This window comes from Rhodococcus sp. NPDC059968 (assembly GCF_042738615.1).
GTDB lineage: Bacteria > Actinomycetota > Actinomycetes > Mycobacteriales > Mycobacteriaceae > Rhodococcus_F.
This window is the reverse complement of the sequence record NZ_JBHWUE010000002.1, coordinates 93,967-108,141: the sequence shown is the minus strand read 5'-3', so window position 1 is coordinate 108,141 and position 14,175 is coordinate 93,967. Positions and strand designations below refer to the sequence as shown.

The 14,175-nt window shown below is 68.8% G+C and carries 10 protein-coding genes; 8 read left to right on the top strand and 2 right to left on the bottom strand.

All coding sequences use genetic code 11. The features are described 5' to 3' along the window. Positions 1-66 precede the first annotated feature (66 nt). On the bottom strand, positions 67-1,077 hold the full coding sequence (gene fepB / locus ACFWAY_RS03020) for a Fe2+-enterobactin ABC transporter substrate-binding protein (RefSeq protein WP_378450729.1): 1,011 nt from the start codon (positions 1,075-1,077) through the stop codon (positions 67-69). A 73-nt stretch (positions 1,078-1,150) separates the two neighbouring features. On the opposite strand from fepB, the gene fes reads away from it, so the two are divergent. Further along, positions 1,151-2,374, top strand: a complete 1,224-nt coding sequence (fes, locus tag ACFWAY_RS03015; protein ID WP_378509776.1) for an enterochelin esterase — start codon at positions 1,151-1,153, stop codon at positions 2,372-2,374. Between the two features lie 86 nt (positions 2,375-2,460). Further along, positions 2,461-3,054 (top strand): HhH-GPD-type base excision DNA repair protein, encoded by a 594-nt coding sequence (locus tag ACFWAY_RS03010; protein WP_378509775.1) that lies wholly within the window; start codon positions 2,461-2,463, stop codon positions 3,052-3,054. Positions 3,055-3,060: 6 nt separating this feature from the next. Here the strand turns inward: ACFWAY_RS03010 and ACFWAY_RS03005 are convergent, their stop codons facing one another. After that, entirely contained in the window at positions 3,061-4,407 is a 1,347-nt protein-coding gene (locus ACFWAY_RS03005; RefSeq protein WP_378450726.1) for an ammonium transporter, read from the bottom strand. A 210-nt stretch (positions 4,408-4,617) separates the two neighbouring features. Here ACFWAY_RS03005 and ACFWAY_RS03000 point away from each other — a divergent pair, with 210 nt between their 5' ends. The 6 genes from ACFWAY_RS03000 to ACFWAY_RS02975 all read left to right on the top strand — a co-directional run bounded on the left by ACFWAY_RS03000 (position 4,618) and on the right by ACFWAY_RS02975 (position 14,053). Beyond that, entirely contained in the window at positions 4,618-6,888 is a 2,271-nt protein-coding gene (locus ACFWAY_RS03000) for a DNA polymerase III subunit gamma and tau (RefSeq protein WP_378509774.1), read from the top strand. Positions 6,889-6,973: 85 nt separating this feature from the next. After that, positions 6,974-7,672: a hypothetical protein gene (locus tag ACFWAY_RS02995; RefSeq protein ID WP_378509773.1), complete on the top strand. Its 699-nt coding sequence runs from the start codon at positions 6,974-6,976 to the stop codon at positions 7,670-7,672. A gap of 44 nt (positions 7,673-7,716) precedes the next feature. Further along, positions 7,717-9,660, top strand: coding sequence for a sensor histidine kinase (locus tag ACFWAY_RS02990; RefSeq protein WP_378509772.1), 1,944 nt, complete (start codon positions 7,717-7,719; stop codon positions 9,658-9,660). After that, positions 9,657-10,331 (top strand): response regulator, encoded by a 675-nt coding sequence (locus ACFWAY_RS02985; protein WP_378450722.1) that lies wholly within the window; start codon positions 9,657-9,659, stop codon positions 10,329-10,331. Before ACFWAY_RS02990 ends, ACFWAY_RS02985 begins: the two co-directional genes overlap by 4 nt. A gap of 339 nt (positions 10,332-10,670) precedes the next feature. Further along, positions 10,671-11,885 (top strand): acetyl-CoA C-acetyltransferase, encoded by a 1,215-nt coding sequence (locus ACFWAY_RS02980; RefSeq protein ID WP_378450721.1) that lies wholly within the window; start codon positions 10,671-10,673, stop codon positions 11,883-11,885. Between the two features lie 29 nt (positions 11,886-11,914). Further along, positions 11,915-14,053: a 3-hydroxyacyl-CoA dehydrogenase NAD-binding domain-containing protein gene (locus ACFWAY_RS02975; protein ID WP_378509771.1), complete on the top strand. Its 2,139-nt coding sequence runs from the start codon at positions 11,915-11,917 to the stop codon at positions 14,051-14,053. The last annotated feature ends 122 nt before the right edge of the window (positions 14,054-14,175 follow it).

Below are 14,175 nucleotides of genomic sequence, written 5' to 3'. Positions count from 1 at the left end.
GCGAACGGACCGGAGTCCCTTGACCTAGAGGTACCCGGGATGGGCCGCGCCGACACGGGGTGAGCGCTATCGCACTGCGTTCGTGACCCGGTCGATCAGGTTGGACGCGCTGTAGTAGTCGAGGCGGAAGCTGTCCTTCCCGAGCCCGATCACCTGCTTCTTCTCCACGGACGGCGTCTCCCGCAACGTCGGATCCGCCAGGAACCTCTCGGCGTCCGCTGCTTCACCGATCACGATGAACGTGGTGTTGCCGGGCACCGCTCGCGGCAGGTTCTCCTGCCCGGCCGGCACGACGTCCTTGCGGCCGGCCATGATGCCCTTGTCGGAGGCGGTGAGGTCGGCGGGCAGCTCGGCGAGCGAGAATCCGAGGCGTTCCAGCAGGATGCCCTGCGCCGATTCGGCGGTGAAGATCCGCGACTCCTCCGGCGAGTTGTACGCGAGCACATTCACGGGGTTCGCCGCAGCGCCCTTGTCGCCCAGCGCCGACTTGGCGTCGTCGAGCTGCTGGTCGAACTTCGCGACGAGGGCGCCCGCCTGCTCCTCGGCCCCGATGGCCGCGGCGATCTGTCCGCTGAGGTCCTGCCACGACTTGTCGTCGTACCGCAGCACCACGACGGGTGCGATCTGCTTCAACGTGTCCACCCGGTCGAGTGCCGAGTCGCCGCCGGTGGAGGACACGAAGATGAGGTCCGGATCGGCGGCGGTGATCTTCTCGACGTTGGGTTCCCCCTGGTACAGCGTCTCGACGTCGCGCTCGGCGGCGATGTCGGCCCACTGCGTGAACAGACCGTTCTCGTCGGTCACGTCGCTCGGTCGCTGCGCGCCGGTGCCGATCAGCGGGGCGTCGAGGGCGAGCAGCGAGCCGGTGAGGGTGACGCTGGTGGACACGATCCGCTCGGGCTTCTGTTCGATGGTGACGCTGCCGGTCTCGTCGGTGACGGTGCGTGGCCAGCTCTGGTCGGACGCGGCGGTGGTGTCGGTGGTCGCGGCGTCGGAATCGGGATCGGACGAGCACGCGGCAGCGCCGATCCCGACGGCGAGGACAGCGACGGCTGCCAGTGAGCGACGAAGTTTCACGGTAAGGCTCTCTTTCGCACGGGTAAGGAAACTAATTTAGGCTAGCGTTACCTACATTCGAATGGGGAAGTGGATGCTGCAACGAGTGCCGGGACCCGAGCGTCGCGTCGTGCGCGCACGGTCGATCGACGACCTGACGCGCGACGACGTCCCCGCGTTCTGGGACCGTCTCGCCGCCGCGGGCAGTCCCGTGATCGAACCGGACGGGGCAGACCCCGGCTGCGTGGTCGCGACGTTCTGCTGGCGCGATCCGGAAGGCGACGAGCGCACGTCGCGCACGCGGCACGTCTACCTCGACGCCAACGGAATCACCGACCGCTCCCGCCTGGAACGTGCCGCGCTGTCGCGGCTACCCGGCACCGACCTCTGGTCCCTCTCGGTCGAGGTCCCCGAGAAGTGGCGGGGCGCTTACCGATTCATCCCCCGCGCGGAACCATTGACGGTTCCCGGCGACGTCCCGGGCTGCCAGTGGTGGCGGAGTGTGCTCGCCGACGCGCAGTCCGACCCGTTCAACCCACACCCGACGCGGGTGGCGCAGACCGGCGACAGCTCCGAGGTGGTGATGCCGGCGGCGCCCGCGCAGCGCTGGTGGACGGACCGGCCCGGCGGCGGCGCGCTCCACGAGACGACGTTCACGCTGTCGGGCACGCGACGGTCGGTGTGGGTCTACGAACCGCCCGGGCTCACTGCTCGGAATCGACCGGTCGTGGTGTTGCTGGACGGCCGGACATGGGCGGTCGACCTGCCGATCACGGGTGCCGTCGACGCGCTCGGACATGCCGGGCACCGGGTTCCGCTCGTCGTGATGGTCGACAGTGTCGGACCCGAACTGCGATCCGAGGAGCTCGGCTGCAGTCCCGCATTCGCTGCCGGTCTCGCCGGCGAACTGCTTCCCTGGTTACGGAGGGAATGGGACGTCACCGACGACCCGGCGTCGACGATCGCAGCCGGCTGCAGCCTGGGCGGACTGACCGCCTGCTACCTCGCGCTGACGTGCCCGCAGGTGTTCGGGTGTGCCGTCAGCCTGTCCGGATCGTTCTGGTGGCCAGGCTCGGGAGAGGGCGTCCCGTTCCAGGACCGCGTGCGCAGCACGTCACCGTCGAACAGCCGATTCAGCGTGGAGGTCGGGACACTCGAATGGATGCTCGCCGAACCCAACCGCGAGGTGCGCGACCTGTTGACCGGGACCGGCCACGACGTGCGGTATCGCGAGTTCTGCGGAGGCCACGACGTCCTGCACTGGCGCGACGGTCTCATCGGCGGAATGGCGGCGATGCTCGGCCCTACCCGGCAGTAATGCAGTGATGTGGATAACTCTGTGAATAAACCGCGCGTCGAGGTGAAGGGCGCACCGGCCCGATCGTGGGATGGCAGGATCGAACCATGGCACGCACGCTGAATCTGGTAGGGGATCCGGACGCCGACGCACTCCTGGCGAGTGATCCGCTGGCGTTGCTCATCGGGATGTTGCTCGATCAGCAGGTTCCGATGGAGACGGCGTTCGCGGGTCCGAAGAAGCTGGACGACCGGCTCGGCGGCCTCGAGGTGCACCGCATCGCGGAGATGGATCCGGAAGGGTTCGCGGCCGTCTGCTCGCAGACACCGGCGGTCCACCGGTTTCCCGGATCGATGGCCACTCGGATCCAGTCGCTGTGCGCGTTCCTCGTCGAGAACTACGACGGCAGCGTCGAGGGGTTGTGGACCAGCGGCGACCCCGACGGCAGAGAGGTCTTGAAGCGGCTGAAGGCGCTGCCGGGCTACGGCGACCAGAAGGCCCGCATCTTCCTGGCGCTGCTAGGCAAGCAGATCGGTGTGGAGCCGAAGGGCTGGCGTGAGGCCGCAGGCGACTACGGCACCGAGGGGTCCCGGCGTTCGATCGCGGACGTCGTGGACGACAAGAGCCTTCACGAGGTCCGCGAGTTCAAGAAGGCCGCGAAGGCCGAGGCGAAGAAGGCTGCGGCAGCGAAGAAGAAGTAGCCGCGGCTACTCGGAATCGGGCGGGTTCTGGTTCCGTTCGGCGTCCAGGTGCCGCCGGCGTTCGGCCTCGTGCATCCACGGGAAGACGCTGTTTCCCTGGCCGCCGCCGTGGGGTCCGTGCCCGAGCACACCGTGCTCGTAGGCCGATTCGGCGTGCAACGCGAGGTCGATGCCGGACGACTCGTCCTCCGCGCTCACCCGGAACCCGAAGATCCGGTCGATTAGTTTGCCCAGCGCGTACGTCACGCCGAACGCGTACAGGGCGACGACCACGACGGCCAGCATCTGCTTGCCGAGTTGCGCGAACCCGCCCCCGTAGAAGAGGCCTTCCGGCCCGCCGGTCATGACCTCGGTGGCCAGCAGGCCGATCAGGATGGTGCCTACGATGCCGCCCATCAGGTGGACTCCCACGACGTCGAGCGAGTCGTCGTACCCGAGACGGAACTTCCAGCCGACTGCGAACGAGCAGACCACACCGGCGACGGCGCCGACGACGAGTGCCCCGACCATGCTCACGGTGCCGCAGGAGGGGGTGATCGCGACCAGGCCGGCGACGACGCCGGAGGCCGCACCGAAGGTGGTGGGGTGGCCGTCCCGCTTCTGTTCGACGAGGAGCCAGCCGAGCAGACCGGTGCACCCGGCGACGAGGGTGTTCAGGAAGATCGCGGCGGCGGTGCCGTCGGCGGCGAGCGCGGACCCGGCGTTGAAACCGAACCAGCCGAACCACAGCAGGCCGACGCCCAGCAACACCAGCGGAAGGTTGTGAGGACGCATCGACTCGGACCGGAAACCGAGACGCGGGCCCAGCACCAGCGCCAACGCCAGGCCCGACGCTCCGGACACGATCTCGACGACCAGTCCGCCCGCGTAGTCGAGGGCACCGAACTGCGCGATCCAGCCCTGCGGGTTCCACACCCAGTGCGCGACGGGTGCGTAGACGACGAGGGCCCAGACGGGCACGAAGATCATCCAGGCCGAGAACTTGGCCCGGTCGGCGATCGCACCGCTGATCAGCGCGGCGGTGATGATCGCGAACGTCAGCTGGAACGTGGCGAACAGGATCTCGGGCACCTGCCCGTGGACGGTGGTGGGGTCGATGCCCACCATCCCCAGGTGCTCCAGCCCGCCGATCAGTCCGCCGCCGATGTCGTCGCCGAAGATGAGGGAGTATCCGGCCACCAACCACGCGACCGTGACCAGCGCGATCGACACGAAGCTCATCATGATCATGTTCAGTACGCCGGTGGAACGGACCATCCCGCCGTAGAACAGGGCGAGCCCCGGCGTCATCAGAAGGACCAGCGCGGTACTGATCAGAAGCCAGGCGGTTGCTCCGGCGTCGATTGCAGGCACGACATTCTCCTCACACCCCGGGACGAAACCCGGCGCGGAAAGTCACGATGACCGCGAGCGGTTTCGACCGTGATGCCGCTGCGTTGCGAACGTGTTACGCAATGCGGTCACGTTCGGATTTCTGCCTGTGAGTAGCGCCCCGAGCGGGTGCCGAGCGGGCGCTTCGACCACCCGGACCGGACTGTCGGGGACCGCCGGTAGTCTTTCCGCGTGGCCCTGTACCGGAAGTACCGACCCGCATCCTTCGCCGAGGTGGTGGGGCAGGAGCACGTCACCGAACCACTGAGCACCGCTCTCGACGCCGGACGGATCAACCACGCGTATCTGTTCTCCGGTCCCCGCGGCTGTGGCAAGACGTCGTCTGCCCGCATCCTGGCCCGATCGCTGAACTGCGTCGAGGGCCCGACCTCGACGCCGTGCGGCCAGTGCTCCTCGTGTGTGGCGCTCGGCCCCGGCGGATCGGGCAACCTCGACGTCACCGAACTCGACGCGGCCAGCCACGGTGGCGTCGACGACACCCGTGAGCTGCGTGACCGCGCGTTCTACGCGCCCGCCGAGTCGCGGTACCGGGTGTTCATCGTGGACGAGGCCCACATGGTCACCACGGCCGGTTTCAACGCGCTCCTCAAGATCGTCGAGGAGCCGCCGGAACACCTCATCTTCATCTTCGCCACCACCGAACCCGAAAAGGTGCTGCCGACCATCCGTTCGCGCACCCATCACTACCCGTTCCGGTTGCTCGCGCCGACCACGATGCGCGGGCTGCTGGAGAAGATCTGCCACCAGGAGAGCGTGCCGGTCGCCGACCCGGTGTATCCGCTGGTCATCCGCGCGGGCGGCGGTTCGCCGCGTGACTCGCTGAGCATCCTCGATCAGCTGCTCGCCGGAGCGGGCGACGAGGGCGTCACCTACCCACGCGCGCTCGCGCTGCTCGGCGTCACGGACGTCGCATTGATCGACGACGCCGTGGACGCGCTGGCCACCGGCGACGGTGCAGCGCTGTTCGGGACGGTCGACCGCGTGATGGACGCCGGGCACGATCCGCGCCGGTTCGCCGTCGACCTGCTCGAGCGCATGCGCGACCTCATCCTGATGCAGGCGGTGCCCGACGCCGCCGAACGTGGCCTGGTCGACGCGCCCGGCGACGTGCTCGAGCACATGCGCGCCCAGGTCCAGCGAATCGGTCCCGCCACGCTCACCCGCTACGCCGAGGTGATGCACGCAGGGCTCGGTGAGATGCGCGGCGCCACCGCCCCCCGCCTGCTGCTCGAAGTGATGTGCGCCCGGATGCTGCTGCCCGCGGCGTCCGATGCGGAGTCCGCTGTGCTGCAGCGACTCGAACGCGTCGAACGCGGACTTCCGCCCGCCGGGTCCGCGCCGGCCGTCGACGCGGCCGAGCGGCCCGCGGCGGCTCCTGCACGTGCGCCGCAACCGCCAGCCGAGCCGGAAGCGGAACCGAAGTTCCAGCGACCGTCGATGCGCCAGGCCGCGGCTGACACCGTGCCCCCGCCGCCCGAGCCGGAACCCGAACCGATGCCGCGGCCGGTTCCCGAGCCCGCACCGACACCCGTTCCCGAACCGGAGCCGCAGCCCGAACCGACGCCTGTTCCGGAGCCGACGCCGCAGCCCGTTCCCGAGCCGACGCCTGTTCCGGAGCCCGAGCCGACCCCTGTTCCCGCGCCGGAGCTCGAGCCGGCCCCTGTTCCCGCGCCGGAGCCCGAGCCGACTCCCGTACCGGAACCGACGCCTGTTCCGGAGCCGACTCCCGAGCCGGAGCCGCCGCTCGCCCCCGAGGTGGAGACGGAACCCGTCGCATCGGCCGGTCCCGATGTTGCTGCGCTGCGAGAGGCCTGGAATTCGCTGCGCGAGAAGGTGAGTCAGCGGAACAAGATCCTGCCTGCCATGTTGTCGGCGGCCACGGTGCACGACGTTCAAGGCACCCGACTGATTCTGGCGCACCCCGTCCCCAACCTGGGCGCTCGCATCGCGTCACCGCACAACGCTCAGGTGATCACCGAGGTGCTTGCCGAAATGTTCGGCGGCACCTGGGAAGTGGAGTATCAGGCCGGTGCTCCGACGGCCCCGCCCCCACCGGTCGCGAAAGCCGCTGCAGCGTCGACGAAGCCGGCAGGCGCCCCGCGGTTCTCCCGGCCCAGCCAGGAGAAGACCGCACAGCGCCCGCCGCAGCAGCAGTCCGACACGCGGCGCTCCGATGCGGGTCCGGGTGCGGGCCAGGCACGTCCGTCGTCCGAGCCGGACGACGACATTCCGCCGCCGGAGGCACCCGACTACCCGGACGATCCCGGGCCGATCGACTACGAGGCCTCGGCGACGACACCGCCCGTCTCCACACCCGAGGACGAGGAAGAGATGTTCGCGGAGGCAGCGGAACCCGCCGACCCCGCGACTCGCCGCGACCCGGAAGACGTGGCGTTCGAACTGCTCAAGGACATGCTCGGGGCCAAGAAGCTCGAGGGCTGACCCGAAGGGGCCGGCGCCGCCGGTCCCACCACATCGGGACATCCGCCCCTGGTGCCCGGGACGCCGGGTGGCCGATTCTCGTCCCATGAACACAGTGAACGTTCCAGACGGCGTGCAGAACGTGGTCCCGGCGACCGCGCGGCCGCGAAGTGCCCGGTGGTGGGCCTACATCGGGGTCCTCGCCGGCGTGGCCGGAATCGTCGGCATCCAGGCGAGCATGTCGATCGACGCGGTCTACGCGGAGGCGTCGGCCGGCGACGCGGTCGCCATCATGAACGGCCTCGCCGGACAGCGCACCGGGATCCTCGTCATGCACGTGTCGATCATGACGGCGGCGCTGCTGATCCTCGTCTTCGCGGCCGGTCTTTCCCAGCGACTGCGAGCTGCGTTGCCCGCCGAGAGCATCCTGCCGTCGGTCGCGGCGTTCGGTCTGGTCCTGACGTCATCGGCGTGCCTGCTGGGAACCGGGCTGACCACCGAGCTGGTGTTCGGTCTCGGTGACACAGACCAGCTGGTGCCGGAGTTCGCGGTGGTCGGCGGCCACTGGATGGGCACCATCCCGTGGTTGTGGGTGGGTGCGGGGGTCAGCGCGCTGGCGGTGGCCGTCGCACTGCTTCGCGGGCAGGCGGGCCCGCGGTGGATCGGCTGGGTCAGCCTGGTCCTGGGCCTGGTGACGGCCGTCATCGGAGTCTCGCCGCTGCAGTACCTCGCCGGGTTCACCGGACCGCTGTGGGTGCTGGTGAGCGCGATCGGTTTCGCTTTCGCCGACACCGTGCGCGAGTAGAGGAGATACTCGTTCGCATCATGGTGAAGCAGAAGGACACTCGAATGACCGAGGGGTCGGCAGGTGCGGGCGGTGCGCCCGTACCTGCTGCAGTCATGGCGATGTCCGCGTGGATTCTGGTCGTCCTGTCCGTGGTGGCGTTCGTCCGGGCCGATCCGGGCATCGATTCGAACCAGCTGTTCTTCCTGGTGGACGTCGTCGGGGCAGCGGTCTACGGGACCGTGGCCGGCGTCGTCCTCGCGCGGCGGGTGCACCCGGTGCCGATCATGATGGGGCTCACCGCGATCGGCGTGGGTCTCGCCGCGCTGAGCTACAGCTGTTCGCAACTCGCGCTCGTGCGTCCGGGGTTGCCGTGGATCGACGTGCTGTCGCCGCTGCAGAACACGGCGTGGATTCCCGGGACGCTCAGCCTGTTCCTGATCGTGCCGTGGCTGATCCGCGACCATCCGCTCGGTGTCGGCGCGAAACTCGGCGTCCTCGCGGGCACCGCGGCGACGGCCTGGTACTTCTGGTCCCGCACGTTCACCGGGATCCCCGCCGTGTGGGTGATCATGCCCGTCCTCGTGGTCGGCTTCGCGGCGGCAGCGGACTGCGGGTGGCGGTGGCGGCACGGCCCACCCGACGAGCGCGTCGGGCTCGGATGGATGTGCCTCGGCACGGCGCTGATGACGGCCGCGTACATACCGTTGGCGCTGCCCGCGTCGCTGCCGGGACTGTGGGTGCTCAACCCGTTGGTGCACTTGGCTGTTCAGGCGTTCTATCCGGTCGCGATCCTGGTGTGCATCCTGCGCCAGCGCATGTGGGGGCTGAATCTGGCTGTCAGCCGCGCGACGGTGGCCGGCACCCTGACCGTCCTGCTGCTGGTGCTCTACGTGGTGGTGGCCACGGTCGTGACAGCGCTGCTGCCCGAGGGAGATTCGGTGGGGGCGCAGGTGGTCGCGGCGGGTGTCGTCGCCGTCGCGGTGCAGCCGGTCCGGTTGTGGCTGCAGCGGAGGGTGCATCGTCTGGTCTACGGCGAGGGCGAGGATCCGGCGCGAGCCGTCCGGACGCTCGGCCGGCAGTTCGGCAGTGCCGAGACCCCGGAACAACTCCTGGAGGGACTGGCTGCAGGCGTGGGCGTCGCGTTGCGGCTCGAGTCCGTGTCCGTGCGGCGCACCAGCGGGGTTGCCGCGGTGTGGGGTTCGGCGACGGGGCACGCCGAGTCGGTGGAGTTGGTCCACCGCGGTGCGGTGCTGGGGACGATGGTCGTGACGGCGCCGCCGGGGGAGTCGCTGGGGGCGCGCACCCGCCGGTCGCTCACCGAGCTGTCGGCAGTGGTGACGGCCGGTCTCGTCGTGCTGCAATCGGCGGAGAACCTGCAGGAGGCGCGACGCCGGCTGGCGTCCGTGCGACTGGAGGAGCGGCAGATGATTCGCCGCGAACTGCACGACGGGCTCGGTCCGTCGCTCGCGGGTATCCGACTCGGCCTGCAGGGCGCCCGGAACCTGCTCGGCTCGGATCCGGCCGCCGCCGCGGAACTCATCGACGCGCTGCAGGAGCAACTCGACCATCAGGTGGAGGGGGTCCGGCAGCTGTCGCGCAGCATGTTCCCGCCGGTGCTCGACGAGCTCGGATTGGTCCCGGCGCTACACGAACTGGCAGCCAACCAGTCTCGCAGCGGCTTCCAGCTGCGGGTGCAAGCCGATCCGCCGCCGAGGTTGGGTGCCGAGATCAGCGCCGCGGCGTACGGGATCGTCGTCGAGGCCGTCACCAACGCGCGCAGGCACAGCGGCGCCGACGGCTGCCGGGTCGACGCCACGTTCGCGCGGGAGATGCTGACGGTCGTCATCCACGACGACGGGTGCGGGTTCGATCCGGCCGGGGGCGGCGGCGTCGGAACCCGGTCGATGCGGGAGCGTGCCCACGAACTCGGCGGCACGCTCCACATCGAATCCGGCCGTCCGACAGGCACGGTGGTCACGGCCCGGTTACCGTTGACCGCATCATGAGCGCAGGCACCACGAATTCCACCACCTCGTCCATCCGGGTCGCCGTCGTCGACGATCACCCGGTGTTCCGGCTGGGCATGGTCGCGTTGCTGTCGACCCTGGACGGCATGGAGGTGGCCGCGCAGGCCAGCTCCGTCGCCGAGGCGCTCGACGTCGTCGACGGGGACGTCGACGTGGTGCTGATGGACCTCGAACTCGGGGACGGCTCGGGGGTGGACGCCACCCGGCGGCTCGTCGAGCGGCATCCCGCACTGCGGGTGCTCGTGGTGACCATGCACGAGGACGACGAATCACTGGTCGCGTCGGTGCGCGCCGGGGCTCGCGGCTATCTGGTGAAGGGGGCCGATCCGGGGGAGGTCGAACGGGCGGTCCGGGCGGTCGCCAACGGTGAGGCGATCCTCGGCGCCGCGGTGGCGGCCCGTGCGATGAGCTTCATGGCCGCCTCACGCAGGGTGGGTCCCACGGTGTTTCCCGAGCTGACCGACCGGGAGCGTGAGGTCCTCGACCTCGTCGCCCGCGGCTACGACAACGCGAGCATTTCGCGGCGACTCGTGCTGAGCCCCAAGACGGTACGCAATCACGTGTCGAACGTGCTGGCCAAACTCGGTGTGCCCGACCGTCCCACCGCGATCGTCCGGGCACGGGACGCGGGTCTCGGTCTCGACGCCTGACCGCGCGGAGTCACACCGCCGCGGCAGTTTCAGGAGTGCGTCGCGCCGCACCCCGTGGGTGAGCGAGCCGGGACGCAGAATCGCATCCAGCCGGTGCTCGGCGAACATCCGGTGGTAGTGGTGCTGCGAACGGGGGGTGGGCGTCATTACAGCACGAAAAGGCGGGCCGGGCAGCGCGCCGATCGGCCGGGCGTGATCGCCTGGGTCACGATCCAGGATCGCTTCGGTCCTTCCTTCCGTTTTGCAACACGTTCTAAGGTGGACGTGCCGGGGTATGCCCCGTGCAGAGCGCCGTGTGCACGGTCGGCGTCGACGCAGATAAGGAAGGAACACTCCACAGTGACCACAGAGGCATTCATTTATGAAGCCATCCGCACCCCGCGTGGCCGCGGAAAGAAGACCGGTTCGCTGCACTCGGTCAAGCCGATCGCGCTGGTCACCGGCCTGATCGACGAGCTCCGCGCCCGCTTTCCCGACCTTGACGAGGATCGCATCTCGGACCTGATCCTCGGCGTCGTCACCCCCGTCGGCGACCAGGGCATGGACATCGCCCGCGTCGCGGTCAACGACGCCGGACTGCCCGACACCGTCGGCGGCGTCCAGCTGAACCGGTTCTGCGCGTCCGGCCTCGAGGCCGTCAACACCGCCGCGCAGAAGGTGCGCTCCGGCTGGGACGAACTGGTCATCGCCGGCGGCGTCGAGTCGATGTCCCGCGTGCCGATGGGCTCCGACGGTGGACCGTGGGCGCTCGACCCGGCCACCAACTACGACAACTACTTCGTTCCCCAGGGCGTGGGCGCCGACCTGATCGCCACCATCGAGGGCTTCTCCCGCGAGGACGTCGACGCGTACGCCGTCCGCTCGCAGGACCTCGCCGCGAAGGCGTGGACCGGCGGCTACTTCGCCAAGTCCGTCGTCCCGGTCAAGGACATCAACGGCCTCACCGTCCTCGACCAGGACGAGCACATGCGTCCCGGCACCACACTCGCGAACCTCGCGGGCCTCAACCCGTCGTTCGCCGGTGTCGGCGAGATGGGCGGCTTCGACGCCGTCGCGCTGCAGAAGTACCACTGGGTCGAGAAGATCAACCACGTCCACCACGGCGGCAACAGCTCCGGCATCGTCGACGGCGCCGCACTGGTCCTCGTCGGATCCGAGCAGGCGGGCAAGGACATGAGCCTGACCCCCCGCGCCCGCGTCGTCGCGACGGCCACCAGCGGTGCCGACTCCACGATCATGCTCACCGGCCCGACCCCGGCCTCGAAGAAGGTCCTCGCCGCCGCCGGTCTGACCGTCGACGACATCGACCTGTTCGAGATCAACGAGGCGTTCGCGTCCGTCGTGCTCAAGTTCCAGAAGGACCTGAACATCCCGGACGAGAAGCTCAACGTCAACGGCGGTGCCATCGCGATGGGTCACCCGCTCGGAGCCACCGGCGCCATGATCACCGGCACCATGATCGACGAGCTCGAGCGTCGTAACGCCCGGTACGCCCTCATCACCTTGTGCATCGGCGGCGGTATGGGCGTCGCCACCATCATCGAGCGCGTCTGACCGCCCGGACCATCAGGAGACTTGAAGCAGTGAGCGAGCAGAACATCATCAACTGGGAGCAGGACGCCGACGGTATCGTCGTGCTCACCATCGACGATCCCAACCAGGGCGCGAACACCATGAACGACGCCTACATCTCCTCGATGAAGGCGACCGTCGACCGCCTCGTCGACGAGAAGGACTCCATCACCGGTGTCGTCATCACGTCCGGTAAGAAGACGTTCTTCGCCGGCGGCGACCTGAAGAACATGATCAAGGTCGGTCCGGAGAACGCCGACGAGATCTACAGCCACAGCGTCGCGATCAAGTCGGACCTGCGCCGCCTCGAGACGCTCGGCAAGCCCGTCGTCGCCGCCATCAACGGCGCCGCACTCGGTGGCGGACTCGAGATCGCCCTGGCCACGCATCATCGCGTGGCCGCGGACGTGAAGGGCGTCAAGATCGGCCTGCCCGAGGTCACCCTCGGCCTGCTGCCCGGCGGCGGTGGCGTCGTGCGCACCGTCCGCATGCTCGGCCTGCAGAACGCGCTCATGCAGGTGCTGCTCCAGGGCCAGCAGCGTGGACCGGTGCAGGCCAAGGAGGTCGGGCTCGTCGACGAGGTCGTGTCCTCGGTCGAGGAGCTCGTGCCCGCCGCGAAGGCGTGGATCAAGGCCAACCCCGAGGGCGGCGTCCAGCCGTGGGACAAGAAGGGCTACCGGATCCCCGGCGGCACCCCGTCCACCCCGGCATTCGCAGCCAACCTGCCCGCGTTCCCCGCGAACCTGCGCAAGCAGCTCAAGGGCGCTCCCATGCCGGCACCGCGCGCCATCATGGCCGCCGCCGTCGAGGGTTCGCAGGTCGACATCGACAACGCGCTCCTCATCGAGGCCCGCTACTTCACGTCGCTGGTCACCGGCCAGGTCGCGAAGAACATGATCCAGGCATTCTTCTTCGACCTGCAGGCCATCAACTCCGGCGCCTCCCGCCCCGAGGGCATCGAGAAGACCCCGATCACCAAGGTCGGTGTGCTCGGTGCCGGAATGATGGGCGCGGGCATCGCCTACGTGTCCGCGAAGGCCGGTTTCGACGTCGTCCTCAAGGACGTCACCATCGAGGCCGCCAACAAGGGCAAGGCGTACTCCGAGGGCATCGAGGCCAAGGCACTCTCGCGCGGCAAGACCACCGAGGAGAAGTCGAAGACGCTGCTCGACCGCATCACGCCGACCGCCGACCCCACCGACTTCGCCGGTGTCGACTTCGTCATCGAGGCCGTGTTCGAGTCGCAGGACCTGAAGCACAAGGTGTTCCAGGAGATCGAGGACATCGTCGACCCGAAGGCCCTGCTCGGCTCGAACACGTCGACCCTGCCGATCACCGGCCTGGCGACGGGCGTGAAGCGCCAAGAGGACTTCATCGGAATCCACTTCTTCTCCCCCGTCGACAAGATGCCGCTCGTCGAGATCATCCGCGGCGAGAAGACGTCCGACGAAGCCCTCGCGCGCGTCTTCGACTACGTGCAGGCCATCCGCAAGACGCCGATCGTCGTCAACGACTCGCGTGGCTTCTTCACCTCGCGCGTCATCGGCACGTTCATCAACGAGGCCATCGCCATGCTGGCGGAGGGCATCGAGCCCGCCACCATCGAGCAGGCAGGCATGCAGGCCGGCTACCCGGCGGCACCACTGCAGCTGTCCGACGAGCTGAACCTCACGCTCATGCAGAAGATCCGCAAGGAGTCCGCGGACGCGCTGCTCGCCGAGGGCAAGGAACTGCCCGCCGACCCGGCGGGCGACGTCATCAACACACTCGTGGAGAAGTTCGACCGCAAGGGCAAACTCGGCGGCGCCGGCTTCTACGACTACGCCGACGGCAAGCGCACCGGCCTGTGGTCCGGTCTCCGGGAGAACTTCGGTTCCAAGGAACTCGAGGTCCCGTTCCAGGACCTCATCGAGCGCATGCTGTTCATCGAGGCCATCGAGACGCAGAAGTGCTTCGACGAAGGCGTGCTCCTCACCACCGCCGACGCCAACATCGGCTCCATCATGGGTATCGGCTTCCCCGCCTGGACCGGCGGTGTGTCGCAGTACATCCAGGGCTACGAAGGCGGCCAGGCGGGCTTCGTCGAGCGCGCTGAGGAACTCGCCGCCAAGTACGGTGAGCGCTTCACCCCGCCGGCGTCGCTGAAATAGGCGGCTCCGCCGCCCGTGCGCCTTTTTGGTTGCTGCAACAACCAAAAAGGCGCACGGGGCGGGGTATACAAAACATAGCCGGTATACACACGCAAAGAGGGTGTGTCTTATAAACAAATGAA